At 41.7% G+C, this 26,297-nt stretch carries 29 protein-coding genes; 14 read left to right on the top strand and 15 right to left on the bottom strand.

What is annotated here, in order from left to right; translation table 11 throughout:
• Positions 1 to 5 precede the first annotated feature (5 nt).
• From D8S85_RS06625 to D8S85_RS06610, 4 genes are read left to right on the top strand one after another with little or no spacing between them, the layout of a single operon-like run.
• Entirely contained in the window at positions 6 to 1,442 is a 1,437-nt protein-coding gene (locus D8S85_RS06625; RefSeq protein ID WP_106480017.1) for a RagB/SusD family nutrient uptake outer membrane protein, read from the top strand.
• Positions 1,443 to 1,461: 19 nt separating this feature from the next.
• Positions 1,462 to 2,238: a DUF4843 domain-containing protein gene (locus D8S85_RS06620; RefSeq protein ID WP_127074900.1), complete on the top strand. Its 777-nt coding sequence runs from the start codon at positions 1,462 to 1,464 to the stop codon at positions 2,236 to 2,238.
• Positions 2,239 to 2,274: 36 nt separating this feature from the next.
• On the top strand, positions 2,275 to 3,684 hold the full coding sequence (locus D8S85_RS06615) for a hypothetical protein (RefSeq protein ID WP_127074899.1): 1,410 nt from the start codon (positions 2,275 to 2,277) through the stop codon (positions 3,682 to 3,684).
• The gene (locus D8S85_RS06610; RefSeq protein ID WP_106480014.1) at positions 3,681 to 5,027 is read left to right on the top strand and encodes a TlpA disulfide reductase family protein; all 1,347 of its coding nucleotides are present in this window, start codon (positions 3,681 to 3,683) and stop codon (positions 5,025 to 5,027) included. The genes D8S85_RS06615 and D8S85_RS06610 overlap by 4 nt, the downstream gene beginning before the upstream one ends.
• A gap of 83 nt (positions 5,028 to 5,110) precedes the next feature.
• Here D8S85_RS06610 and D8S85_RS06605 read toward each other — a convergent pair whose 3' ends face one another.
• The 4 genes from D8S85_RS06605 to D8S85_RS06590 all read right to left on the bottom strand — a co-directional run bounded on the left by D8S85_RS06605 (position 5,111) and on the right by D8S85_RS06590 (position 8,528).
• Positions 5,111 to 5,701 (bottom strand): DUF4251 domain-containing protein, encoded by a 591-nt coding sequence (locus tag D8S85_RS06605; RefSeq protein ID WP_106480013.1) that lies wholly within the window; start codon positions 5,699 to 5,701, stop codon positions 5,111 to 5,113.
• 279 nt (positions 5,702 to 5,980) lie between these two features.
• A complete protein-coding gene (locus tag D8S85_RS06600; RefSeq protein WP_127074898.1) occupies positions 5,981 to 6,541 on the bottom strand; it encodes a hypothetical protein in 561 nt (186 codons plus the stop codon).
• 12 nt (positions 6,542 to 6,553) lie between these two features.
• Positions 6,554 to 7,195 carry a DUF6266 family protein gene (locus tag D8S85_RS06595; protein WP_106480011.1) on the bottom strand — a complete coding sequence of 214 codons (642 nt, stop codon included), beginning with the start codon at positions 7,193 to 7,195 and terminating at the stop codon, positions 6,554 to 6,556.
• A gap of 394 nt (positions 7,196 to 7,589) precedes the next feature.
• Positions 7,590 to 8,528, bottom strand: coding sequence for an Rpn family recombination-promoting nuclease/putative transposase (locus D8S85_RS06590; protein ID WP_106480010.1), 939 nt, complete (start codon positions 8,526 to 8,528; stop codon positions 7,590 to 7,592).
• A gap of 551 nt (positions 8,529 to 9,079) precedes the next feature.
• Here D8S85_RS06590 and D8S85_RS06580 point away from each other — a divergent pair.
• Positions 9,080 to 9,655 carry a flavin reductase family protein gene (locus D8S85_RS06580; RefSeq protein WP_106480008.1) on the top strand — a complete coding sequence of 192 codons (576 nt, stop codon included), beginning with the start codon at positions 9,080 to 9,082 and terminating at the stop codon, positions 9,653 to 9,655.
• A gap of 83 nt (positions 9,656 to 9,738) precedes the next feature.
• On the opposite strand, the gene D8S85_RS06575 is transcribed toward D8S85_RS06580, so the two are convergent.
• The 4 genes from D8S85_RS06575 to D8S85_RS06565 form a co-directional block, all read right to left on the bottom strand.
• The gene (locus D8S85_RS06575; RefSeq protein WP_127074897.1) at positions 9,739 to 11,148 is read right to left on the bottom strand and encodes a polysaccharide deacetylase family protein; all 1,410 of its coding nucleotides are present in this window, start codon (positions 11,146 to 11,148) and stop codon (positions 9,739 to 9,741) included.
• Between the two features lie 239 nt (positions 11,149 to 11,387).
• A complete protein-coding gene (locus D8S85_RS06570; RefSeq protein WP_106480006.1) occupies positions 11,388 to 11,990 on the bottom strand; it encodes an ORF6N domain-containing protein in 603 nt (200 codons plus the stop codon).
• A gap of 2 nt (positions 11,991 to 11,992) precedes the next feature.
• Positions 11,993 to 12,142, bottom strand: coding sequence for a hypothetical protein (locus tag D8S85_RS21650; RefSeq protein WP_158641514.1), 150 nt, complete (start codon positions 12,140 to 12,142; stop codon positions 11,993 to 11,995).
• A 474-nt stretch (positions 12,143 to 12,616) separates the two neighbouring features.
• Positions 12,617 to 12,802, bottom strand: a complete 186-nt coding sequence (locus D8S85_RS06565; RefSeq protein ID WP_228423350.1) for a hypothetical protein — start codon at positions 12,800 to 12,802, stop codon at positions 12,617 to 12,619.
• Positions 12,803 to 12,909: 107 nt separating this feature from the next.
• On the opposite strand from D8S85_RS06565, the gene D8S85_RS06560 reads away from it, so the two are divergent.
• Genes D8S85_RS06560 through D8S85_RS06545 form a run of 4 tightly spaced genes read left to right on the top strand, consistent with a single transcriptional unit; the run spans position 12,910 to position 16,126 of the window.
• Positions 12,910 to 13,491: a uracil-DNA glycosylase family protein gene (locus D8S85_RS06560; RefSeq protein ID WP_181951183.1), complete on the top strand. Its 582-nt coding sequence runs from the start codon at positions 12,910 to 12,912 to the stop codon at positions 13,489 to 13,491.
• A 4-nt stretch (positions 13,492 to 13,495) separates the two neighbouring features.
• On the top strand, positions 13,496 to 14,278 hold the full coding sequence (locus tag D8S85_RS06555) for a cysteine hydrolase family protein (RefSeq protein ID WP_106480004.1): 783 nt from the start codon (positions 13,496 to 13,498) through the stop codon (positions 14,276 to 14,278).
• Positions 14,279 to 14,289: 11 nt separating this feature from the next.
• Entirely contained in the window at positions 14,290 to 15,450 is a 1,161-nt protein-coding gene (gene pncB, locus D8S85_RS06550) for a nicotinate phosphoribosyltransferase (protein WP_106480003.1), read from the top strand.
• Positions 15,451 to 15,463: 13 nt separating this feature from the next.
• Positions 15,464 to 16,126 (top strand): HD domain-containing protein, encoded by a 663-nt coding sequence (locus D8S85_RS06545; protein ID WP_106480002.1) that lies wholly within the window; start codon positions 15,464 to 15,466, stop codon positions 16,124 to 16,126.
• A gap of 30 nt (positions 16,127 to 16,156) precedes the next feature.
• On the opposite strand, the gene D8S85_RS06540 is transcribed toward D8S85_RS06545, so the two are convergent.
• From D8S85_RS06540 to rsfS, 7 genes are all read right to left on the bottom strand, one after another.
• Positions 16,157 to 16,855: an RluA family pseudouridine synthase gene (locus D8S85_RS06540; RefSeq protein ID WP_181951148.1), complete on the bottom strand. Its 699-nt coding sequence runs from the start codon at positions 16,853 to 16,855 to the stop codon at positions 16,157 to 16,159.
• Between the two features lie 85 nt (positions 16,856 to 16,940).
• A complete protein-coding gene (panB, locus tag D8S85_RS06535) occupies positions 16,941 to 17,756 on the bottom strand; it encodes a 3-methyl-2-oxobutanoate hydroxymethyltransferase (RefSeq protein ID WP_106480001.1) in 816 nt (271 codons plus the stop codon).
• 31 nt (positions 17,757 to 17,787) lie between these two features.
• Positions 17,788 to 18,459, bottom strand: coding sequence for a phosphatidylserine decarboxylase family protein (locus D8S85_RS06530; RefSeq protein ID WP_106480000.1), 672 nt, complete (start codon positions 18,457 to 18,459; stop codon positions 17,788 to 17,790).
• A 36-nt stretch (positions 18,460 to 18,495) separates the two neighbouring features.
• Positions 18,496 to 19,311 carry a phosphatidate cytidylyltransferase gene (locus D8S85_RS06525; protein ID WP_106479999.1) on the bottom strand — a complete coding sequence of 272 codons (816 nt, stop codon included), beginning with the start codon at positions 19,309 to 19,311 and terminating at the stop codon, positions 18,496 to 18,498.
• Positions 19,298 to 19,507, bottom strand: coding sequence for a putative signal transducing protein (locus tag D8S85_RS06520; protein ID WP_106479998.1), 210 nt, complete (start codon positions 19,505 to 19,507; stop codon positions 19,298 to 19,300). The genes D8S85_RS06525 and D8S85_RS06520 overlap by 14 nt, the downstream gene beginning before the upstream one ends.
• 59 nt (positions 19,508 to 19,566) lie before the next feature.
• Positions 19,567 to 21,543: an ATP-dependent zinc metalloprotease FtsH gene (ftsH, locus tag D8S85_RS06515; protein ID WP_106479997.1), complete on the bottom strand. Its 1,977-nt coding sequence runs from the start codon at positions 21,541 to 21,543 to the stop codon at positions 19,567 to 19,569.
• 8 nt (positions 21,544 to 21,551) lie between these two features.
• Positions 21,552 to 21,908 (bottom strand): ribosome silencing factor, encoded by a 357-nt coding sequence (gene rsfS, locus D8S85_RS06510; protein ID WP_106479996.1) that lies wholly within the window; start codon positions 21,906 to 21,908, stop codon positions 21,552 to 21,554.
• A gap of 758 nt (positions 21,909 to 22,666) precedes the next feature.
• Between rsfS and D8S85_RS06505 the strand changes: the two genes are divergently transcribed.
• The 5 genes from D8S85_RS06505 (at position 22,667) to miaA (ending at position 26,179) form a co-directional block, all read left to right on the top strand.
• Positions 22,667 to 23,758, top strand: coding sequence for a pyridoxal-phosphate-dependent aminotransferase family protein (locus tag D8S85_RS06505; RefSeq protein WP_106479995.1), 1,092 nt, complete (start codon positions 22,667 to 22,669; stop codon positions 23,756 to 23,758).
• Positions 23,759 to 23,923: 165 nt separating this feature from the next.
• Positions 23,924 to 24,229: a DUF2752 domain-containing protein gene (locus tag D8S85_RS06500; protein WP_106479994.1), complete on the top strand. Its 306-nt coding sequence runs from the start codon at positions 23,924 to 23,926 to the stop codon at positions 24,227 to 24,229.
• A gap of 10 nt (positions 24,230 to 24,239) precedes the next feature.
• Positions 24,240 to 24,566, top strand: coding sequence for a CCC motif membrane protein (locus D8S85_RS06495; RefSeq protein WP_106479993.1), 327 nt, complete (start codon positions 24,240 to 24,242; stop codon positions 24,564 to 24,566).
• A 13-nt stretch (positions 24,567 to 24,579) separates the two neighbouring features.
• Positions 24,580 to 25,185: an IS1096 element passenger TnpR family protein gene (locus D8S85_RS06490; RefSeq protein WP_106479992.1), complete on the top strand. Its 606-nt coding sequence runs from the start codon at positions 24,580 to 24,582 to the stop codon at positions 25,183 to 25,185.
• 94 nt (positions 25,186 to 25,279) lie between these two features.
• Entirely contained in the window at positions 25,280 to 26,179 is a 900-nt protein-coding gene (gene miaA, locus D8S85_RS06485; protein WP_106479991.1) for a tRNA (adenosine(37)-N6)-dimethylallyltransferase MiaA, read from the top strand.
• Positions 26,180 to 26,297 lie beyond the last annotated feature (118 nt).

Below are 26,297 nucleotides of genomic sequence, written 5' to 3'. Positions count from 1 at the left end.
GAAAGATGATGAAAATAAGATTTAGAAATATAATGATACTTTTAGTCTTGTTCGTCGGGGGAAGTTCTTGTGACAGCTTTTTGGACGTGCAACCTAAAGGAGAAGTACTGGAAGGCGATTTGTTGAAAGATGCGAAGGGATTTGAGAATGCCCTCTATGGGGTTTATGCCAAAATGGGGACAGCAGGACTTTACGGGCAGAATTTGAGTTATTACGCCTTGGACTTGATGGCTCAATATTATACTTCCTCAAATAATGAAGAGGCAGAGCCGCTCATGCTATATGACTATAAAAATACGAAAGTGGAAGATCGTTTCTACAATATCTGGTGTGAGATGTATTCCAATATCGCGTATGCAAATAATGTCTTGGAGCATTTGGAACATTTTTCTCCTTCGGATATGCAATTTTATAATATTTATAAAGGAGAGGCTTTGGGACTACGGGGATTCATGCATTTTGACCTCTTGCGTATTTTCAGTGAGCAGATCACGGAAAACGAGGGGGCTGACGGGATTCCTTATTCTACCCGGTTCTCGTTGTTCGCTCCAGACATGCTGAAAGCTAAAGACGTGTATAAACGGATTGTCGCGGATTTGAAATCGGCAGAACAACTGTTGGATGACGAGGAGTTATATGCATCGGCCTCTTCGAATGCCAATTTCCTGAAAGACCAAAATATCCATTTTAATTTGCAGGCTGTGCAAGCAACACTAGCAAGAGTTTACCTGACAGAAGGCGTATTGGATAGTGCGTTATATTATGCGCGACAAGTGATACAGACTCCCGGACTTTCTTTATTGGATTACACGGAGATCACCGGGGATATGGCGGGAAAATTGTCATCCAAGGAAACCGTGTTCGGGATTTATTCCAAGAGCTTTGCTGAGCCGGTGATCAAGGTATTACACAATTCTCAAACGGCATATTCTCTTGAAATGCGTTACAATATTCAACAATTGTACCAAGTTGATGGGATTGGGAATGATTATCGTTGGAGCGCATGGTACACGTATAATGACGTGACTAAAAAATGGAAGTTAGATAAATTGACGGATTCTTACGTGTTGAACAATAACGAAAATTCCCGTCCGGCGGGACAAATTCGCGGGATCAATATGATTCGTTTGTCTGAAATGTATTATATTGCGGCAGAGAGTGCTTTGAAATTAGGACATTATGACCAAGCCCTCGATTATTTTAATGAATTGCTGGAAAGTCGGGGGCTGGTAGCTCTGGACGAAAGAACCCCGGCTGAAACTTTGACGATTGACAAGATCACGGATGACCGGTATAAAGAGTTTGCCGGGGAAGGCCAGTCTTTCTACCATATGAAACGGTTGAATCTGGATATTTTGAACGTGGAGGGTAAAATTATACCCGCTGACAAGAAAGTTTACGTGGTGGATATTCCGTCACAGGAGTTTGAATTTAGAAGATGAAATCGTAAATAAGAAACATATGAGAAAAATAACATATATAATTACCAGTTGCTTGTTCGTGTTGTTCGGTACAGGACTGACTTCTTGCAACGAACAAGATTATAAATTGTTCGACTCTTCCCGTACCGGAATTTACTTCACGGAGGATAGCGTGGTATACTCTTTCGGGGTGACAAAATTGGAAGTCACTTCCCATGAGATGGAACTTCCCGTGAAAATAATGGGGGCTCCGGTGAAAGAAGAACGCTCTTTCAAGGTGGAGGTTGTGGCCGACAAAACGACAGCTAAAGCGGGAGAACATTATATGATACCAACGGAGTTAATTATTAAAGCGGATTCTGTGAATGGAGTACTTCCGGTGACTATCTTGCGAGAAGATTTAGGGAGTGATACCTATTGGCAGGTAGCTTTCCGTTTGGTATCAACAGATGATTTTGAGCCGGAAAATGAGATACTGACCGTGGCAATAGCCTCTTTCAATAACATCGTGGAACCGCCTCAATGGAAAGATTGGCAAGGTAATTTAACATGGCCTAATCATAAATTAGGAGTGTGGGACCCGGTGAAATGGGTGAAGTTCATGGAATACTTCCGGGCGATGGAGCAAAGTGCCCCGGCCACGTATAAAGGCATGGTTGAAATGTACGGTCCGGATTTGGAAAAAGTTCAATACGGGTGGATGGACGAGTATAATTACGCGGCAACCAAGTATATCTTGATTCCCATGTATGATTTCTTTGAAGCAAATCCGGAATTATTGGAAAGCGGGCGAAATGACATCCCGAAACCGTATTGATAGAATGAATGATATATGTAATAAAAACAGATGATTATGAAGTTGAAATATTTATATATATGGTTAATGGGCCTATTGGCAATCGGTTGTTTTGATGATGACACGACGGTTGACACGGTTCGGATATCCGAAGTGGCTATTGATACCAATAGTTTGCAGAAAGAATATAACCGGGATAAAAATCAGACGCTGGTGATTGACATCACCCCTTATGTAACTCAAAAGGAAAAAAATCTTCCTTTGACATTCCAATGGGATATGGATTACAAGTTTTATTCAGATTCATCGGTTTTGTACGTGGACTGTCAGGAGTTAGGTACTTTCCCGATGCGGGTAAAAGTAAGTAACGAACATAGTAGTGCCTTCTACGAGTTCAAGTTGCATATTAATTCGCCTTACGAAGAGGGAATTGCCGTGTTGAGTGAAAGTAATGACGGGACGGGGATGCTTTCATTCATGCGTCAGATGGCTGATGGAAGCATGGGGGATTTTGAAATGCGTTGCTTGTCAACGAATAATCACGGAATTGTATTCCCGAAATCACCCACGGATATGTCGAAAAGATTATCCCAACTATTTATCAGTTATAAAAATGATCCATCTATTTATATGGTAAATGCCAAAACGCTCGAACTGGAGAATATCGTAACAGCTACCGAGTTTTCAGATTTTGTCCCCGTGGCAATGATGATGCTGGACAACACGGCTCGTACGGCAATCGCTCTGTCCGAGAATGGAAAAGTGTATAATTTGGCCAGTATGGAGGGATTAATACTCTCTCATACGGTGTTGAAATCTACCTATTCTTTGGTACACCACGGTTATTTTGACGACTATAACCCCGCGTATTATCTGTGGGATACGGATTTGCATACAATATGTTATTATAACGGATATACGGTTAACGATTGTTCCCAATTCGGTGCAATTTGGGATGAAAATCATGAGGTGGTTGCAATATTTGAGAATGAGAAACGATCGTCATTTACCGTATTGACACGTAAGAATGGTGAGATTTGGAAAACCTCTTTAGGTAATTATATCTACCTGCAAGATCCTGATACTTATCAGTCTGTAGGTATTGATTATCGAGATGTACAAAGAGTGATTGCCAATCCGGTTCTTGAAAAAGAGAATCCGAAAGTAGCCAGTCCTTCTTACCAATGCTTGTTCTACGCGCAAGGTAATAGGATTTATCGTTGGTACTACTCTTCTTCTTCCTTCCCGACCGAATCGTGGGCGACAATTGATGACACTCCTAATGCCGAGATCACGACAATGGCAGTTAGCCCGGATGAATCTCAAGTGTACGTGGGAGCTTATCGCTCGGATGAATCCGGTGAAAACGGGTATATCTATATCTACGACACGAGGACCGGGCGTTTGATCAATTCTTACAAAAACGTGGCCTACAAGCCGATAAAAATAATGTATAAAGTAAAATGAAACATATAATCAGTATTCTTCTTCTGCTTGCAACCATCGGTTGCGGGCAGAAAGGACCCGCCGAGATTACCGGAAGGGTAAGTCCGGGAGAATATTCGGAATATCAATTATTTTTGATTGATGGAAACAAGAGAGATTCTTTATCGGTTGAAAATCAAACAGGACTTTTTTCACTCCAACTGGATGGTGACACATCTCGGATCGTAACATTGATGGGAGTCGTGGGAACCGGACAAAATAAGTGGCCGTTTGAACAGGCATTATATATTGAACCGGGAACAAAAGTTGAACTTGATATTCAATTCAAAAATCGGAGGGTAGAAATGGCCGTGGATAAAAAGGATCGGAACAACGCGGCATTGATAACCTATAATCGTTTTTACCTGGATAAAAGTCGATCGATATGGGATAACCCGCCCGTTGCGAACGAGCTAAAAAATAGTATGGGTGAAATCTATATTCGTGTGAATGACGTGATAGAAGAATTCCGGCCTGCCAATATGACGGAAAGCTACCTGCGAATACAAGCTTATTTGTTTTTTATACAAGCTCTGGATGGAGTGACTTATATGTATTCCCGAAATGGAGAGGCGTTACCCGATGGTATGAATGAACTGATTCCCCCGGTCTACGAGGTTTTGGATGATCCCATGGCTTTACGTTTTTATAACACGAATTCTTTCGTGTTCAATTACCTGAAAAAAGAACGTGAGACACCGGAGGAACAGATTCAACTATTGAAAGAACGTTTTACAGTACCATCTATCGTGTTATCTGTGAGTCGTTTGGTGTTGCAAAATTTCGTGGCAAATTATAACTATAAAAACAATTTTGAAGAAGGTTTGCTGCGTTTGAAAAATATGGCGGCAGAACTAGGGGAAGAAGGGGAGAAGCTGGTAAAAAATTTCGAATCCAAAAAGTATTCCATGGAAGGAGCGGCTTTGCCTGACGTGATGCTGGAGGACGTGGATGGTCAAATGCATAAACTAGCGGATTTTCGGGGAAAATACCTTTACATAGACCTGTGGGCTTCATGGTGTGGCCCGTGTTGTCAGGAAGTTCCCTACTTGCAGAAACTGGAAAAACAGCTAAATAATCCCATGGTGGAATTTATCAGTATCTCGCTCGATACGAACAAAAAAGCATGGAAGGAAAAGATGAAACAATTAAACATGCACGGTCACCAATATATCGTGACCGGAGATCAATTTGCCACGATGATGAATATCAAAGGAATACCCCATTTCCTGCTTTATAGTAAAGCGGGTACCTTGATGCAGTACAAGGCGGAGCACCCCTCCTCAGGCGATAGAATACGAAATGTATTGGTCCGGTTAAAATAAAAAAAAGGTTCCGTAAGGAGCCTTTTTTCACACGAATGTGACTGAGTAATTGAATATTAAACGAGAATCTTTCTATTGCTTGCTTAAAAACTGAATCCACTCTGGAAAATGTTTGACTGGCTGTAAGGAACCAAGTTCCCGGAAAACGTTAACTCGTTTCCATTCGTGTTTGAATTTACGGTTACTGTAGAGTAATTACTCCCGTAGCCGAGGCGAACGGTAACTTGAGCGAATAAAGCGGCGCCCATCACGTTGAACGTGTAAGTGATATTCCCGTTTTTGTCAACTCTTTCGTTAATACTGGAAGGCCAGCCGGTGAGCGTGATCCCGCCTAAGCCGTTCGGTCCGGGGTTAAACCCGTTAAATGCCAGCTGCAAGGAAACTTGATTGTTGTCCATGGCCACGAAGTTCAAGTTGTTCGTTACGGGAATGGCTGCCCCGAAATTGTTGAACAACGTGTTGGCTTGTAATACCCAACTGTTACTTTTAAGGGCTTTTACCGCATCTTGGTAGGCGATCATATTTTGTTGTTCGCGTACCATTCTGTTATGCATCCTCATGCATTCCCTGTGAGCTCTTCTTTTTGCCCGTAGTTCTTTTTTGCTTTGTGCTTGCATCGCAAAATCACTGAACAGGAATGTAGTCATTGCCAATAAAAAAATAATTTTTTTCATAGCGTCTCTTTTTTATTTTATTTTGATTAGTTTAGTTTACGAATTGACATATCCTCTCACCATCTTCTGCTAGTCCTTGAAAGAATGACTAATAGAATATTCAAATTCTATGGCGTATACGTCACGAAATCGGACAGGGTTATCCTTATCTCTTTAAAAAAGATTAATTTTATAAAGCTGGTCTTACAGGAAGGTTATCTTGTTACTACTCTTCACTTTTCAACACGCCCAAAGTCGGGGAGGACTTTTGACCGTCAGCGGTGGTTGCGAAACCGTAAATTACCAGATGATGGGAATCCCAATCTTGGGGAGCTCCCAGGTTGCTTCTCCGGCCTCGGCTCTGGTTCCCAATATCACTTTTCGGCTCCGACCAACCTGGGTTTCGTAGATTGCCCCGTGTAAACAGTCGTTTTTATACATATAAGGCATTAACGGCTGTTTTTTCCACCGGAAGATGACCCGGTGGCCGGCATGGTCAATTTCTGCCTCGATTACAGGTAAAGCCAAGGGACCGTCGGAAATGGCCAGTTGTAGCGGGTCAATCGTTACGTTTAACTCGTCATCGACTTCAACTTTCCCCATATTTAGAGCCAAAAAACGGTTAGATGCATCCTTTCTTGAAGAAGTGCAGAATCCGGAGGCTAAGATCGGGGTCAGGTGGTGTTTGAAGAGCGATATGGTTTTCATGCGGGTTCTTTGCTTTAATTGTTGAAGCGTCTTTGCGTCTTTCCGGGAGAAAATTTTCGCTCTTGCCACTTGTTTGCCTTTCAGCTTGTAGCTGGTCACGTTACCCACGGTTCCCGATAGGTTTTCGAATATAGTAGATTCAAAAATTGCCATAATACCTTCGTGTTAAGATTTCGTCACTTGAAAATGAATTCCGGGAGAGAAGTTTTTCAAATCATCCCGTCCGAAGAAACAGTATAAATGTGCGGTTTGCCATTCACCTTCCGGTAGGGTAACCCGTGCGTAACCATCTTTTCGTAGAGTATTAGTATCTTCCAGTAATACTGGAGTATAAGGCTCGTTGTCAAATATTACGGCCACCATTAACCGGTCTGTGGATTGTGCGGTGATCGAGCTGGAGTTATCCGTCCAATACAGTTCTGCAACATGGGGTTGGGTCTGTTTCGTCGTGATCCCGAAAGGTAATTGTTGACTACCGTCCGAAAACTCCAGGCGGGAATAGTCGATGTAATGGTTCGCCCCGAACAGGTTCATGTTTTTACCCAAGAACCAGTGATACCCTGAACGTTTCTCGTTATACCGGGCCGCTAGGTTACAAATTTCTTTTAGTAGGCTACCATCCAGTGCTTTATACATGGTTTGCGCTCCCGGAAGTTTTGCCCGTTGCATCTGTTGTTTCTCGCTTTTCGGATTGCTTACCTTTTTTGGCCTTTTCCGGATAAACGTTTCGTTACCCACCCGGTAAATGATGTATTTATCCAGCTTTCCAGATATGCCGTCCAGTAAAGAGTCTTTCAATGATGCCATACTTTTTTATTTTTCAAGTTCGGTTTATAAACGTGACCAACCCTAGTTCACAAAGTGATTCAATCTTTATTGTAATCTATACATGTATATAAATCGATATAAAGATAATATATTAAATTTATAAAAACAATAAAATAATAATTTATTTTTATTATAAATAGAGTTGAATGGGAAATAAATGGGAGTTGAATAGGAGTTGGTATATTAAAAATACGATAAAAATTCATGTAAGATATCATATATTTTATGGAATAGGGGATTAAATGTTTTAGATCGTGGGAGTTTTGGCGTATCAAGTAAAAAATCCCCGGACAAATAATTCCGGGGATTTTAATATGCTAGTTATTTGTATTTTGGGGTTGTATTTCTTTTAAATGAGGGTGAAATTTCTGGTTTAAAATGGGAGTTCTTCTTTTTTTAATCCTGTTAGTAAAAGAATATTTTCGATGGACATACCCATTTCTTTTGCTTGTTTCGCTATCGTCAAGGCTTTCTTTTTTTCTCCTTCAGCCAACCCTTCAGCCAACCCTTCAGCCTTTCCTTCGGCTAACCCTTCGGCTTTCCCTTCTGCTAATCCTTCAACCTTTCCTTCCGCTTTTCCTTCAATCCAACCGGATTGGATCACGCTGCGTTGATATTGTAGGGCGCTCAAATGTGCTTCATAGTTGGCACGTTCTTTGGGACTAAGATGGTCAAGACGTAGTAATTCTCGGGCTTCGGATAATCCGCTAGTCTTTGTGTTGTCGGCAATTTCACCTGTTTTCAGGAAAGCAATCCATTCGTCAAGGGGAGTTTTAGCCAGTTTATCAAACTCGTTGACACGTAGCACGTAGTATTCAGGAAAAAGATCTCCAGCATTTTCTCTGATGAATTGTTCTCGTTGTCGTAAAGATAGTTTAAGGGTGTCATGTTTATGAATTCCCTCGAAAGAAGTGTTCCCGTGATACACGTAGTCTTCCCCTTGTCCCAGGTCAAAGTACACGATGTTTATGGAATATACTTTTTTTACTTGCGAGTAGGGTTCTCCTTTCGTGATGTATTCGGTAATAGCCTTTGATACTCCATACAACATACGATGAAAATAGTCCAGCTCCCGGTTGTTCTGTACTTCGATAATAACGAGTTCTCCTTTACTGTTTTCAGCCAGCATATCGACCCTGTTGAATTTATCTTCAGCATGTTGCTGGTTGCCCTCGCTTTCCAGCATACGATCAATTTTGATACGTTCACCCAGTAACGTGGAGAGGAATCCCTCGAGAATCACGAAGTTTGATTTTTGTCTTAACAATCGTTTGGTTGCCCAGTCGAATCGTACATAATTTTCTCGTGCCATGGCAGATAGGTATTTTATTTGAATATATGACAAATATACGCATAATTGTAACACGAAAGGTCACGGCCGAGTGATAATATTTTTTGATAGAGCCTATCGCGAAACTTGGAACGTAATGATAGCAAAGAAGAGGGGAAATCCTAAAATCCCCTCTTCTGTTTTCCCATAAGCATATTTTTATTTGTGCTTTTTGTTTTTTAGAGGTGTTTCGTGTGTCATTTCTTCAGCTAAATAAGACGGAACATCTTTTTTGTTCTTGCTTTTTTTCGGTTTTTTGTTTCCGGCTGCACCCATGATAAAATCTCCTATAATTTAAGTGTTAAATATTTAAGTGATCGAATGAGTAGAGATCGGTTATTAAAAAATAGCTGGTCCTATTCATTTGATGGAATAGCAAAGGGTGTGCCAGACGGCTTGTCAGTGACACGATAAGACGACTTGTCGGTTTCGCGTGTCGGATTGGCAGTACACGGAAATGGACGGAATGGATAAAAAAGGTCTTTTTTTAGCAGACCTTTTCCTTTATCTTTGCACTCATAAAATAGATTGACATGAAACATAACTGGAAACCGGGAAATATGATTTATCCTTTACCCGCCGTGTTGGTGAGTTGCGGGAGTGAGCCGAGTGAATATAACGTGCTGACGGTGGCATGGGTGGGAACATTGTGTACGAATCCTCCCATGTGTTATATTTCGGTGCGGCCGGAGCGATATTCGTACCCGATTATTCAGAAAAATATGGAGTTCGTGATTAACTTGACCACGAAGGATATGGCATACGCCACGGATTGGTGTGGGGTACGTTCCGGGAAGGATTATAATAAGTTTGAGGAGATGAAACTAACACCGGGAAAGGCAGAGGTGGTGAAGGCCCCGATTGTTGAGGAGTCTCCGGTGTCGATCGAGTGCCGGGTGAAGGAAATTATTCCTTTGGGATCACATCATATGTTTGTTGCAGAGGTGGTGAACGTGCAGGCAGATGATTGTTATTTGGATAAGGATAGCGGTAGGTTTGAGTTGGCGAGTGCTGATCCGTTGGTGTATCTGCATGGTGGGTATTTTGAACTGGGAGAAAAAATTGGTAAATTCGGGTGGTCCGTGGAGAAGAAAAGGAAAAAGAGATAGTAAATAGAATTGCCTCTAACTCGTGTTTCACATAAATCTCTTTCGTTGGTTTCACTGCCACCTCTTTTGAGATATTCCCTTATTTATTCAATTCTTTCTAATAAGGCTTTTTTCTGGGGAGAATCTTTTAACATATTCACGAAATATGATGCATCGCATTTATTCATGAATGTTGGATTCTTTTCATACTCTTCTATAAAATGTGTGGCATGTTCAAGAAGATATTTGCGGCAATCAATATTTATCATGAGACTTTCTTTATAGTCAGCCCATGATAACCCTGTGATTGTATTATCAGTTGTGATTGATGTGATGTCTGTTTGGGATATGCCTTCCAGGTTTAGAGTAATAGAGGGGTAATAGAAATAGGCTCCTGTTGGAATATCTATTTTTATTTTTAGGGTGTGCGCGTCAATTTGTATTTTTTGTATGGTACTGTGTACACGGTAATAATTGTATTCATAATATTCCTCTAGGCTGGTGAACCACATCGAATCGTTCCCGTCTTTACCATATTGATCGTTTAGCCATAAAAAGAATTCGACCCAGTCTGTTCCCGTGCCATGAACTCCCACGCAAACGGCCTCTCGCTCTTTTTCATCCCGTGATAATTGTGATTCAATGAATTTTTTTGTATCTGCAATGCTTGAAAACATTCGGTTTATTACTTGTCCTTGTAAATCATTCTCTACTCGGGAGGGGTATAGTTTCACTGTTTGTGCCTGTGCCGTTATGATTTGAATTGGGCTGTATTTTTGTGCGGCTATAATATAAGCCTTATTCCCGTTGGGTTCAGACAGCATTTTGCAACCTCTTCCAGACAGGTGTAGCAGTATGCTGTCCTGGCTATATTCAAAATGTGTGACGATTGAATCTATATTGCTAATAGTATTTGTGTTAACATCATGAAAAGCAATACTTGTTCCATAATTTATCATTTCCGCGAGATCTTCCCAAATTAATCCGGATTTCATGGAAAAACGATAATTATTTTGTGTAACCTCTGGCGAGACATTGGGAATTACATTCATGAAAGCCCATTCCGGTGCTAGTGTCGTTGTAAAAGAAAATCTTACCTCGTTTCCGGCTCCATCTGTAGAACCTAGTGTTTTTCCAAGGTAGTACACGTCAGGTGGTAAATCTTCGTTTAAATAGTGTCGAGTATTATAATAATAATTCTTACTTATTGGGCGTCCGTTTATTGCAGCCCAAGTGTAACAGTATGCAGCGTGTTTGCAGTCGTCTTGAGTTAGGGTGAATAACCAAGATTTGTTGTATTTCAAATAAGGAATTGAAATATTAGCATGATTGGGGATGGTTGTTTTAGTTTGGATCGTGATTTCTGTCGAAAAATTTTGACTTTCTTTGTGAAATGGATAGAGATACTGGGAAATTTTTAAATTTTCAGGATCCTTTTCTTTATATAGTTTATTGCGCTTTACACACGAGCAGGTTATAAATGATACTAGTAAAAAGAATATTATTTTTTCCATAATGCTGCCCCTTTTTATTTGCTATTGTTTTTTTATTTGATTGAACGTGTTGGTAGGCTAAAGACAACCTAGGAAACTTAATTCCGTTTACCAAGAATTAAATATGGGATATTTAAAGCATTACAAATATGAGAAAAAACGCTCAAACAAACAAATGAATTGTTCCAAAATTGGGTAAATTACAACTAATTTTAATGGAATTGCTTGGCATTGTTTGTTTTTTATAGCTGTTATTGCAACTATGGTTGGTGTGTTCTATTGTTTTCGCAACCTGGTAATCTGTACCCGATCCGGTTTCTTTTTTTGAGGGGCTGATCTTTTACTTGCAATTGAGCCAAGGTTTGATTTATTAATTCGAGTTGAATTCGGGTATCATCGTTAATGTCGTTGTAATCTGCAAACACGTCTTCAAGGTATTCCTTGAGTTCTTTCATCTCTTGTTGAAGGAGCGAGATTCTGTCCGTAGGTGGGGTAAGTACCATTTTTCGAACAGCAACAAATGCACGCATGATTCCCCTATTTATTTCAATAGCGGTCTTAGAATTGAGGACGCTACTAAGCATTGCTACTCCTAGTTCTGTAAAAGCGAAAGGGGGATATTTTATATTGACTCCTCGTCCTTTTTTCAAGGTCGCAAATTGCGTCCTTGAAAGTTCGGTTATTTCTTCTTTTGTGAGCTCAAACATAAAGTCATCACCTTCAAATCTGTCCATATTTCGCCTTACAGCTTCTTTGAGCCGCTTTGTTTCTGTCCCGTACATTTCTGCAAGGTCGAAATCCAACATCACCTTTTGTCCCCGGATCTCGTATATTTTACTTTGAATAACTTGTAAGTTGCCCATGCTTAAATGATTTCTATTTTTCCGTTACACATGAAAATTGATTTATATATCCCGTCAATTATTGCGGAGTGTTGTTTTATCCGGTAGCCTTCATCACTCGTGAAATAGTCTACGAGTTCGGCGTCTAGTTTATAGAATTCTTGTAAGGTCATATATTTTACGATATAAATTTGAACTGAACAATTATGAGTATATTTATTTCTTATAGTTAGCTTGCATTCTTTTTATAGAATGCATAAAACCAGTAAATTTCATCCTCGGAATGAAAAGAATATTGCGAACAGTGTGTCTTCTTTGTTATATATTTTCATTCTCCAACCTTGTCTTGATTTATATGTATCAGCACAAATTAAAGCTTTTTTTATTTATCTCTCTCTATTGGTTTTGAGAGAGAATTTTGTCGGTATAGAAATAGCTTCTGTATTTGCAGAATTATTATTAAAGTTTGAAACAAAGATAACATAAAATAGGGTTTTAGCAGCATAAAATAAATAATAAAAGAAATTCCATAAATATAGTAGATGTGACTAGAAAGAGAGAAACATGGACGTTCCGTGAATTTACAAATCCAGTGAGCCATTGAAAAAGCAAGAGTTCGAGACGAAGATCGTCCTATTGTGCATGAATTAAATCCTTGTATTTATAGCTGTTACTGCAGCTACAGCTGGTGTGTTATTTTCTCTTTCATCAGAATTTGTAGGATTTGCTTTGATGTACCAGTTGAGAAAATCATATTTTCTTATACCTTTGTAGTAGATCTCAAGGTAAAGGCTGATAAATTCATTTTTGATTTTTTTCTGTCTAAACTTGATGGGTTCTTTGATTTTCTTGGAGGCGTTTTGTTATTTGGTTTTACCGAGTGACAAAGTAGTAATTTTTGACAAGAAATAGTGAATTTTATTATTGGTAAATGAATGATATTCAGAGTAAAATAGAAAAACACCCATTGCAACCCTTCCTACCGGCAAATGCTCGATTACTCATGTTGGGAAGTTTTCCACCACCAAGAGCACGTTGGTCGATGGAGTTTTACTACCCGAACTTGCAAAATGATATGTGGAGGATATACGGGTTGTTGTTTTTCGGGGATAAAGATTATTTTTTAGAAAAGGGGAAAAAAGCGTTTAGCCGGGAACGGTTAGTCGCTTTTTTGGAAGAAACGGGGGTAGCCTTGTTTGATACGGCGATGGAAGTGATTCGTCAACGGGGAAATGCTTCCGATCAGTTTTTGGAAATTGTTACTCCCGTGGACTTGGAGGCTGTTCTGGAACGAATCCCTGAATGTAAGGCAATTGTGACCACGGGACAAAAGGCGACAGATACGTTGTTGGCTATGGTGAGGGTGAAGGCGCCTAAGGTGGGTGGTTTCAGTGATTTTGAATACAAGGGGAGGGCTTTACGGTTGTACCGGATGCCTTCGTCTTCACGAGCCTACCCGAAGCCTTTGGGGGAGAAAGCGGCAGAATATCGGATAATGTTTCATGATTTAGGAATGTTGTAAGGAAATGAAGACGGTATTGTTGATAGTGGATATGCAAAACGATTTTTGTCTGCCTTCCGGTTCGCTTTACGTGCCTGGAGCAGAGAAAGACGTGGAGAGGTTAAGTCGGTTGATTAAGAAAAAGACGACGGTTATAGATAAGATTATTCTTACTGCAGATGAACATCACGTGATGGATATTGCTCACCCGTCTTATTGGAGAAACAAGCAGGGTATGCATCCGGCACCTTTTACGACTATTTCGTGGTGGGAGGTGTTGTCGGGTGAGTGGATTCCTTTCGGGGATAAAGATAAGGTCGTTGATTATTTACGCCGATTGATTGAACAAGGGGAGTACAAGCATACGATTTGGCCGGAGCATTGTTTATATGGAAGCGAGGGGGCGGCTATAACACCCGTGTTAATGGAGGCCCTGACGTGTTGGGCTAGAGAGGGAAAATATTACGAGGTGGTAGAGAAAGGATTGAATCCTTCGACTGAATTTTTCGGTGCTTTCCGGGCAAATATTCCTTTGGCGGGTGCTGTCGACACGGAATTTAACGTGAAATTGAAAGATGAGCTTGAGATGTATGATGTGATTTGGTTGGCCGGAGAGGCAAAGAGTCACTGTGTGGCAAACACGTTGAAGCAAATGTTTGATTATCCTGAAATTATTCGACGTTTGGTAATTTTGGAGGATTGTATGAGTAATATTTCGGGTTGCGAGGATTTAGCTATCTCCATTTACGAGAAGGCTGCTTGTATGGGTGCTCGCTTTGTGACATCAGAATCTTTGTTGTATTCATAAAATAGATGCGGATGATTATTCATGATTTTTTAGATAATGATTTGTACAAGTTCACGGTGATGAATGCAATACAAAAAAAGTTTCCGGATTCGGAAGTCGTTTATCGTTTCGTGAACAGGGGAAATACGAGTTTTCCTCCCGGTTTTGCCGATGCTTTAAGAGAAGAGGTGGAGTCTATGGCGGGAGTGGTACTTTCCAAGGAAAACGAAAAATTCATGCGAGCGAAGTGTTATTATTTTGATTCGGTATTTTTTGATCTTTTGAAAGGTTTTCGTTTTAATCCCGCCGAGGTACAGGTGAGTCAGGAGGGGGGAGAGTTGAACGTGGAAATTCGAGGTTTGTGGTACCGAACCGTGTTGTGGGAAGTGCCTTTGATGGCGATGATTTCTGAATTGTACTTTCGGATGACCGGACAAGTGGCCCGTGATTTGGAACGAAATGCCACGGAGAAAGCAAAAGCTTTTGCGGGTATAAAAGCGGAGATTTCAGAATTCGGTACTCGACGAAGATTTTCTTTTGACGTACAGGATCGGGTGATCGGCATTTTAAAGGAAAATATGAAGGGCTTGTTGAACGGGACGAGTAACGTGTATTTTGCCATGAAATATGATCTGACTCCGATGGGAACTCACCCGCACGAATGGTTCATGTATCATGGAGCACATTTCGGTTACCGGTCGGCGAATGCTTTGGCATTGGAGAATTGGGTAGATGTTTACGATGGTTACTTGGGAATCGCTTTGACAGACACCTATACTTCTGATAATTTTTTCAATAGTTTTGACACGAAGTATGCCAAGTTGTTTGACGGCCTGCGCTGGGATAGTGGCGACCCTTTGGAATTCACGGAGAAAGCATTGAAACATTATCGGAAGCATCGGGTGGACCCGAAGAGTAAGACGATCGTGTATAGTGATGCGTTGGATTTGGACGGGGTAAAGAAGATTAAGACTTTCGTGGACGGACGTTTGCACGATGTATACGGGATTGGAACGTATCTCACGAATGACGTGGGGGTTACACCATTAAATATGGTGATTAAGTTATTTGAATGTCGTCCGAAAGGGAGTGAGGTGTTTTTACCTGCCGTGAAGTTGTCGGATGTCGAGGGGAAACATACAGGCTACCCGGATGAGGTTGATTTATGTTTGAAAATGTTAAGATTGAAATAATAAAAGAATATTTATGTTAGTTACGTACGAGGATATACGAAATGACGAGAGTATAAAGTGTTATATCACGGAGGCGGATAAGGCGTTGTCTGCTTTAGGATACACGGAACATTCATTTCCCCACGTGGTGAAAGCGGCGACAATGGCGGAGATGATTTTATTAACTTTGAATTACCCGAAGCGGACTGCCGAGTTAGCTAAGATTGCCGGGTATATGCACGATATTGGAAATATCGTGAATCGGATTGATCATGCCCAGAGCGGGGCCGTGATGGCTTTCCGGTTGTTGGATCGGATGGGAATGGACCCCGCGGAGATTGCCATGGTCATCAGTGCTATCGGTAATCATGACGAGAGTACGGCTGCTGCCGTGAATCCGATCGCTGCCGCTTTGATTTTAGCCGACAAAACAGACGTGCGGAGAAGTCGGGTGCGTAATCACGACTTCGCAAGTTTTGATATCCATGATCGGGTGAATTATGCCGTGGAGGAATCCAAGATTTATTTTAACGAGGATAATTCGGCTATTATTTTGGATTTGAAAATTGATACATCTATTTCGGCAGTGATGGATTATTTTGAAATATTTTTGGGTCGAATGATGTTGAGCCGGAAGGCTGCCGAATTTTTGAATATTAGTTTTGAACTGGTGATTAATGGTCAAAGGTTGTTATAGATAAAGAGCCCGATTTCCCGGGCTCTTTTTTTATGATTCCAAATTCTCGTAGAAGAATTTCCAAAGCGTGTCGTTCAAGGGTGGGGGAGCGACGATGGTGATCTTTTCTTGTTTCACCGGGTGGGTGAACGTGATGGATCGGGCATGGAGGCTGATTCCACCACCTTCATTGGAACGGGGAAAACCGTATTTCAAGTCCCCTTTGATGGGACATCCTATCTTGGCCAGTTGGCAACGAATCTGGTGATGGCGTCCCGTACAAAGTTTTACTTCCAACAAATAGTAACGTTGGCCGCATCCCAATAATTTATATTCGAGGATGGCTTCTTTTGCTCCACTTTTGGGTTTATTATAAGCGTAGGATTTGTTTTTTTCAGCGTCTCGCACCATGTAGTGGGTTAGTCTGGCATGGTCTTCTTCTGGAAGATTGCCAACAATTGCCCAATATATTTTGGTGATTTCCTGATCATGTTCCTGAAACATTTTGTTCAGCCGTACTAATGCTTTGCTGGTTTTGGCGAACAATACAACTCCGCTTACAGGGCGATCTACCCGGTGAGGAATCCCGAGATAAACATCTCCCGGTTTGTTGTACTTCTCTTTGATGTATGCTTTAACACGCTCGCTGAGAGGTTCGTCTCCCGTTTGGTCTGCCTGCACGATATCGGAATTCTTTTTATTGATGGCGATAATGTGATTGTCTTCGTATAATATCTCCAAATTCTTCATGTTGTGTTAATTTAGAATTTAGAATTTAAAATTTAGAATGAATACTTATTTTCATTTTAAATTCTAAATTCTAAACTTTACATTTTTAATATTGTTCTCTCTCGTTCGGGAAATTACCGCTTTTCACGTCGTTGATATAATTGCCCACGGCCCCCGTTATTTCGGCGTATAGGTTGTGATAACGACGTAAGAAACGGGGCGAAAATTCTTGATTGATACCTAACATATCGTGAATTACAAGAACTTGTCCGTCAACGCTACCCCCGGCACCGATTCCGATGATCGGGATGGTTAGTTCTTTGGCAACCTGCGCTGCCAGTTTTGCCGGAATCTTTTCCAGTACGATGGCGAAACATCCGGCCTCTTCCAAAAGGTGTGCGTCTTCGATCAGTTTTTTAGCTTCCGCGTCTTCTTGGGCGCGTACCACGTACGTGCCGAATTTATGGATGCTTTGCGGTGTCAGTCCGAGATGTCCCATGACCGGGATTCCGGCAGACAGAATACGGGTTACGGATTCAACGACTTCTCGTCCTCCCTCCAGTTTCACCGCGTCGGCACTCGTTTCCTTCATGATACGGATAGCCGAACAAAGAGCTTCTTTGCTATTTCCTTGATAACTACCAAAAGGCAGGTCTACGACAACCAACGCACGATCTACACCTCTCACCACGGATGCCCCGTGATAGATCATCTGATCCAGCGTGATCGGTAGGGTTGTTTCGTTCCCGGCCATCACGTTAGAAGCGGAGTCTCCAACCAGGATCACGTCGATACCGGCGTTGTCAATAATTTGAGCCATGGAGAAATCATAGGCCGTTAACATGCTTATCTTTTCACCCTTGAGTTTCATTTCTGATAACACGTGGGTTGTTACTCTTTTTACTTTTTTTTGAACAGACATAGTGATAATGATTTACGAATCCTTGAGCTGATTATTTGGATTCGGGTTTTTGAAACGTTCCGATAAGGGTTTGTGATCCGGTTACTTTTTGGCCGAGTTTGACATCGATTTCAGTTCCCAATGGCAGGTATAGATCTACCCGAGAACCGAATTTGATGAATCCGGCATGTTCGTCCTGACGGGCTACACCCCCGACCGGAGCGTATGAAACAATACGTTTAGCCATGGCTCCGGCAATTTGTCGCATCACGATTTCTTGTCCGTTGGTAGTCTCGATGGCAATGGTTGTTCTTTCGTTTTCCGTGGAAGACTTGGGCAGGTATGCTGCCATATATCTTCCCGGGTGATATTTGAAAAATTTGATTATTCCGTTAACAGGAAACCAGTTGATGTGAACATTGAAGATGTTCATGAAAATGGAAACCTGTATACATTGTTTTTTCAAGTATTCGGGTTCGAAGGTTTCTTCTATGACCACGATTTTCCCGTCAGCTGGAGCAAGAATTGTATTATCTTTTACAATAATGTGTCTATTGGGGAAACGGAAAAAGTTAACCATCAAGAGATACAAGATGCTACTGACGATTAGTACCGCCCGGAAAACAATGATGTTCGGGATGAAGGCATACACGAGTACATTGATGAAAGCAAAAAGTACAAATGCTTTAAACAATAATATATGACCTGCTTTATGTATCTTCATAGTTATTTCGTTACGTTAGTAAAACAGCGGGCAAAGTTAATACATGAATTCCATATAAACAAAAATAGCAGGAATTGTGAATATAATTGCGTCGAATCTATCCAGTATTCCCCCGTGTCCCGGTAGTATGTTGCCGGAATCTTTGATCTCGATACTGCGTTTGAACAAGGATTCCAGCAAGTCTCCGTATATTCCGAAGATGACCACGATGCACGAAATTATAGCCGTATCCCGAATCGTGTACCCCTCGATGTAAGGAGATACGCATAAACCCACGATAATGGTCATTAGTCCTCCACCGATAGCTCCTTCCCATGATTTTTTAGGTGATATTCTGGGAAAAAGTTTATGTTTCCCAAGCAATGAGCCGGAGAGGTAGGCGAAAGTGTCGTTTACCCATACGAGCAGGAATGGGAAGAAGATAATTTCCGGCATCCATTTCCCCGAGGTCATGTATGGGAGGTAAATCAGCAAGGTAAAAGGTAAACTAATATATAACAAGGCGTAGTAAGAGAACGCTATGTTTTGGAATCCATTCCCTTTTTTTCGATAGAGTTCACAGATGGACATGATGAAGGTCAGCAGGAAAAAATAGAGATAGCCTTCTTTATAATTCATGTAGTTGTGTAGAAAACCCTCGGTGAAAAGGACGCTTCCGCAAAGAATGCAGAAGAACAGGTTCACGTGGATGTTCATGTGTTTCGCCATCCGGCTGAATTCCATCAAGCCAAGAATGTTGATAATAAAGAACAGAATATAAAAACAAATGGGGTGTATGAAAATACACCCTGTTAGTACTACGACAAACAGCAGGCCGCTGATTGCTCGTTTTAAAAAATTACTCACGATCATAATAGTCTTTAATAACTTTCTTGGCTTCTTCCTGATTATCCCGGCTGACCATCACGTTGATGTCGCCGAAGGTTTTGTAAGAAGAATCTTTTTGATTCAAAATTACGGCAGGAAATCCCGCCTCGTCCAGCAAATCTTTCACGATTCCTGCATCGAGTTCTTGCGTTGTTGTGAAAACAGATACCCAATTTTCCATAATCTTCGGTTTTTAGTTTATACTGTTTTTTCTTGTCGGGGAATCCTGCAGTCTTACTGTTACAACTCTTCCGGCTGTTGAGTTTCTTCTTCCTCTGTCCACGGACGTTTCCCGAGAATATTCTCCAAGTCATCACTAAAGATCACTTCCCGTTCAATCAGCAATTCTGCCACTTGACGATGTTGTTCCCTATGATCGTTTAATAGTTGCTTTGCCCGTTCATAAGCGGCAGTAACCATATCTTTTACCTCGGCATCAATCAATTCTGCTGTTTTCTCTGAATAGGGCTTGGTGAAACTGAAATCGCTCTGACCTGTGGAATCATAGTAACTCAACATACCTACTTTGTCGCTCATCCCGTAGATGGATACCATGGCGTAAGCCTGTTTCGTTGCACGTTCCAAGTCATTTTGTGCCCCCGTGGATATTTCCCCGAACACGATTTCCTCGGCAGCTCGCCCACCCAGCACGGAACACATCTGGTCAAGCAATTGGTCTTTCGTGGTAATTTGGCGTTCCTGCGGCAAGTACCAAGCGGCTCCCAAGGCTTTCCCTCGTGGTACGATGGTTACTTTCAATAGTGGATGGGCGTGTTGTAGTAACCACGATACGGTGGCGTGTCCGGCTTCGTGATAAGCAATCGCTTTCTTTTCACTTGGTTTGATGACTTTGCTGCGGTTTTCAAGTCCGCCCACGATACGGTCAATTGAGTCCAGGAAATCCTGTTTTTCCACGGCCGATTTATTTTTTCGGGCTGCAATCAAGGCTGCTTCGTTTGCCACGTTAGCTATATCTGCTCCGGAGAATCCCGGGGTTTGTTTTGCCAAAAAGGCGTAGTCAATGTCTTCGGCGAGTTTCAATGGTTTCAAGTGAACCTTGAAAATCTCTTCCCGGTCTTTTAATTCCGGAAGATCCACGTATATCTGGCGGTCGAAACGTCCGGCACGCAACAAGGCGCTGTCCAAGATGTCAGCCCTGTTCGTGGCTGCCAGTATGATGACTCCCGAGTTTGTTTCGAAACCGTCCATTTCGGTCAACAATTGGTTCAATGTGTTTTCTCGTTCATCATTGGCTCCCATGTTCGGGTTTTTGCCTCTTGCCCGACCGATGGCGTCAATCTCGTCAATAAAGATGATGCAAGGAGCTTTTTCTTTGGCCTGTTTGAACAAGTCTCGTACACGGGAAGCCCCCACTCCGACGAACATTTCCACGAAGTCCGATCCCGACATGGAGAAGAACGGTACGTTAGCCTCTCCTGCCATAGCTTTTGCCATCAAGGTTTTACCGGTTCCCGGAGGCCCTACTAACAAGGCTCCCTTTGGAATTTTTCCTCCTAATTTGGTGTATTTATCCGGGGATTTGAGAAAAGATACGATCTCTTCCACCTCTTGTTTGGCTTCGGCTAATCCGGCAACATCTTTGAACGTAATTTTTATATTGGATTCTTTGTCAAACAATTTTGCTTTGGATTTCCCGACATTAAAAATGCCACCGCCACCACCGCCACCGGCTCCCTTGCTCATGCGTCGCATGAAGAATATCCAGATTCCCACGAAAATAGCGATGGGCAGGAATAGTGTGATGACTTCTCCCCACCAGTTAAAATCGTCTTTATAATCGACAAACACGTTGGATGCCTCTTCCGGGTATTCTTTTTGCGCGTCTTGTAAATTCTTTTCGAATTGCTCCAGTGTTCCGAAAGGCACGTAGTATTGCGGACCTACACTTTTCTGGTTAAATCCTTTTGCCACTAGGTCGCTGTGGGCTTCCACTTTCTCTGGTTTTAAGGTGATTTCGGCTTTACCGCCATTTCTGACGATGTAAATATCTTTTACCTCACCTTTCGCTAAAAGATCTGTTTTGAATTTCTGCCAAGAAATCCGTTCCGGATTCGAGGGCATACTGAAAAATTGAATCCCGATAATGAAAGCGGCGATGATGATAAATGACCAGTAGCCGCCGAATTTCGGGCCTTTATTGTTTTTCCCACCGACAGGGGGAAAGTTGAAACTATCCTTTTTGTTATTTTCTGCCATATTTAATTTTAATTTTCTTCTACATTCGTTATTTCCGCATCAGCCCAAAAATCTTCAAGTTGATAATAATCTCGTTGTTCTTTTTGAAATATATGTACAACCACATTTCCGTAGTCCAATACAACCCACTGGGCTTGTTGTTCTCCTTCCACGTGTAATGGTTTTTCTCCCAATTTTTCGTTGGCTTCGTCGTAGACAGAGTCTGTAAGACTGGTCACGTGTGTGTTGGAAGTTCCATGACATATTACGAAAAAACTACAGAAACAGTTCTCAATTCTTCTTAAATCAATTTTTACAATGTCAACAGCTTTATTTTCGTTCAGCGTTTCAATAATTTGTTCCACTAATTTTTCTACTCCACTCATTCTTTCTTTAAAAACTAATTTCTAATTAAAGTACAAATATACATTTTAATATTTAATCCAAACGTGTTTTGCGAGTACACTTCATTGTTTTTTATACAAAAAATGTACCTGTAATTTGCGTTTCCAGTTATTATGACGAATTGGCATAAAATAAGTTTGTTTTTTTGTTTTGATTTCCTTTTCCGCGATAAAAGTATAATATATGTTTTCATCTTGGGTTATATGAAAAGTATTAACGCGATAGAATTACAAATCATTATTACTAGCGGATCACTTCCGGGTATAAAGTTTTCAGTAAGCTTATAAATCCTTGATAAAACGCTATTCCGTATAGCGTTTTAATAGGGTTTTAATAGCGTTCTAATAGCGTTTTACATGGTAGTGATCCGGATGTAGTCATGTATTTATTTTCATTTAGTGTATAAAATCGGGTTTAATGCCGGATTATTTTGCTTTGATTACTTGTTCAGATTTTTTCTAACTCTTTGAGTGGTAACTCTTCTTAGGCGACTTGGGGTTATATCGAATTCTTGTTGCCATGTATTTTTATTCCGGAAAAAAGTTGGAAACATGATAGAATCTGAAATTATTACTATATTTGGAATGGCGGAAATAATTCGGTACGCGAAAGTGCTAGAAGATGTTTTTCTCCATTAATTTGTTGAGTAATACATGTTTGTTTCCTTGTGTTTGGGAAAGGATGGAATGAAAAAGTGAATGATTAAGAGTTAAGAAAATTAAATATTAGTTCAAAAGAGATGGAAAAATATCTTATACCGTTAGTACCGGGACCTGTTGCTGTTCCCCAGGAGATTTTGAAAGTTGCTGCCACGAATTTCGGGTCTGCCGATTTTGAGCCGGAGTATCTGGCGCTGTACAAGGATACGGAAAAATTGTTGCAGAAGATGATGGAAACCCGTAATCGGGTGGTGATTCAGACGGGAGAAGGTATGTTGGTGTTGTGGACGGCCTTGAAAAGCACGTTAAAACCGGGGGATCGGGTGCTGGTGCTTTCTACCGGATTGTTCGGTGAGGGATTTGGCGATATGGCCAAGGCGTTGGGGTGCGAGATTCAGGTGCTGGATTTTGGCTATGATGAAACGATCCATGATTTTGATGCCGTGGAGAAAGCGATCGTGGAGTTCAAGCCCAAAATGATCACGATGGTGCAGAACGAAACTCCTAGTGGGACGACGAATCCGGTGAAAGAAATTGGTGATTTGAAAGTGAAGTACGGTGTACCGTTGCTTTGCGTGGACATCGTTTCCGGTCTGGGTGGAACCCCGATTCACGTGGACGATTGGCACGTGGATTTCGCGTTGGGTGGTTCGCAAAAATGTCTTTCGGCCCCGGCTAATATGTCATTCCTTTCGGTGAGTGAAGAGGCGTGGAAAATTGTGGAGGAGGTGAATTATGCCGGGTATGAGGCATTGTTACCTTTCCGGAATGTAACCGAAACCGGGTACTTCCCGTACACGCCCTACTGGCAGGGAACAGCCCAATTGCATAAGGCTTGCGAGCTGATTTTCGAAGAAGGGTTGGAGAGTTGTATCGCTCGTCACGAGAAGGTGGCTGCCTACTGCCGTGAACGGATTAAGGAGATGGGATTGAAGATCTACCCCGTGGAAGGAGCAGTGTGTTCTCCGACCGTGACTGCGGTTTACGTGCCGGAACATATGACTTGGGAGCGCTTGGATTCGGAATTGAGAGTGCAGGGGATGGTCGTGGGAGGCAATTATGGTAAATTGGCCGGGAAAGTATTCCGGATCGGTCACATGGGCTCTCAAGCGAATATTAACCTGATCAAGGAGGCGATGGATATATTGGAAACGGTGGTTCATGATATTTAAAATTTAAGGAATAAATCGTGGGGGGTGACGGAGAAAGGAAAGATTTACCGAATACCACGGCTACGCTTGTTTAAGGGGCGTTGTCCGTGGTGTTTGTCGGTTGTTATCCTAGTTGTCGTTTTTGCTGTATGTGTTTCGTAAACCCTCCTTTACTCGACATGATGGATGTATGAATTGAGTTTTTGGGCATGGTTGGAAGAACATCAATTACCTTGTTTGTTAAAGGGTGTTTTCGGGATTGAGTGTCCAGGATGCGGTTTCCAGACTGCGGTGTTATTGCTCTTGAAAGGTGAGTTGTGGGAATCCGTGAAAACCTATCCGGGGTTGATTCCCTTGGCCGTGTTCGTGGGGCTTGCCATAGCGCATTTTATGGGAGTAAAAAAAATTGCCCCCGGTGTAATAAAATTTGCAGGTTTTGTTTGCTTGCTAATAATTTTAATTTCATATTTGCTCAAATTAATAATTCATTAAAATTGTGACCATGGAGATAACGGAAATGAAGAAAAAAGATCTTCCTAATGCTACAGCGGTGCTGGTTTTGGGAATTTTGTCTCTGGTGTTTTGCTGGTGTTACGGATTTGTCGGGTTGATACTGGGAATCCTGGCGGTGGCTATTGCTTCCGCTCCTAGGAAAGCTTATTTGGAACACCCGGAGGAGTACACGGAGATTTCCTATAAAAATCTTAGTGCCGGACGAGTTTGTGGTATTATTGGAATCTGTGTGGCGTTGGCTGTTGTTGCTTTCGTGATTTTAGTGGTACTGGGTGTAACGGCGCTAGGCGTCGGTTCGGCATTGATGTTAGGTTAAAATGAAATAACATATGGACTACAGATTTGAAATCAGTTTACCGACTAGTTCGGATTTTAGATGTGAGATTGCTGTTGGCGGAGAACAGACATTTCAACAATTTCACGATAAAATAGTTGAAACGTTGAATTATGACAGTTCTCAAATGGCTTCTTTTTTCACGCTTGATCGGATGGGAAACCGGGTGAAAGAGATTGCATTGATGGATATGACGATGGAGGACGAGGAGAGCGAAACGCTTGTCATGGATAACACGAAGATCAGTGATATCATCAAACCGGGATGTCTTGAATTGGAATATGTGTATGATTTCTTCTCTAACAAATATTTTAAGGTAGAGTATGCCGGGGAATACATTCGTGATTCTTCCGACGTGATGCCTGTTTGTATTGCTTGTGAAGGGAATATTCCAGAACAGTTCTCTTATGAGGATGGACGTGCTGATTGGGAGTTTGACAAGCCGGAAGAGGAGTACGAGGGCGATTACGATGATAGTTTCATGGAAGAGTTCGGCAATGGAGATTATGACGACGAGGATCGTCAGGACCGGGGTGGTGATGACGATTACTATCGTGACGAGCGTTACGAGAGTTTGGATGATTATATAGATAGACTTTAATAATTTTAGATTTTAGGTTTTAAATTTTAGATTGCGGCCGCACAAGGCTTATTTTTTCAATTTAAAATCTAAAATCATTAAATCTAAAATTAATATGGGGACGTTAATCGTATTGCTTGGGCCGACAGGAGTGGGGAAAACAGATTTGAGTATTGAGTTGGCCAAGATGTATGGGACGTCGATTATTTCATGTGATTCCCGACAGATTTACAAGGAAATGTATATAGGAACTGCCGTGCCGGAACGAGAGCAACTGGAGGCAGTTCCTCATTTTTTTATACAAACGGAGTCTGTACAGAATTATTTTAACTGTTGGGAATTTGAGCAACAGGCTCTCGGGAAGATACGGGAGTTGTTAAAGACGAAGAAGGTGGTGATCATGGCGGGTGGTTCCATGATGTATATTGATGCCGTGTGTAAGGGAATTGATGAAATGCCTACGATTGACGAGGAAGTTCGTTTTTCCGTGAAGGAGATGTTTGAACGGGATGGAATCGAGGCGTTGCGGTTGTTGTTGAAAAAATTGGATCCAGTGTCCTATACCACGGTTGACTTAAAGAATGCCAAACGGATTATGCACGCGTTGGAGGTTTGTCTGATGACCGGAAAGCCTTATTCTTCTTTTTTGACCGGAAGCGTGAAGGAGCGGGAGTTTAACATCGTGAAGATCGGGTTGAACCGGGAAAGGGAAGAGTTATTCGACCGGATCAATCGTCGGGTGGATCAAATGGTGGATGCCGGGATGGAGGAGGAAGCCCGCGAACTTTTTCCTTTGCGGCATTTGAATGCCTTGAATACGGTCGGGTATAAAGAGTGGTTTGATTATTTTGAGGGTAAGTTTGATCGAGAGGAAGCCATCCGGCTCATAAAGCGAAATACTCGCCGATATGCTAAAAAGCAACTTACCTGGTATCGTAATGATCCCGATATTCATTGGTTTCATCCTGATCAAAAAGATGAAATCAAACGATTTCTTTCAAGTGTTATTCCTTAGGTTTTAGATTCCAGTCGTGCGGGGCTTGTTGATTTGGGATTTTAGATTGAACCCCCTCTAGCTCCCCCTTGGAAAGGGGGAGGATGCGCTCCATTGTTACATTGAGTGGAGAAGTTTT

The organism is Butyricimonas faecalis, assembly GCF_003991565.1.
GTDB classification, from domain to species: domain Bacteria; phylum Bacteroidota; class Bacteroidia; order Bacteroidales; family Marinifilaceae; genus Butyricimonas; species Butyricimonas faecalis.
Note: the sequence above shows the minus strand (reverse complement) of the source record. Positions and strands in the feature narration are given on the sequence as shown.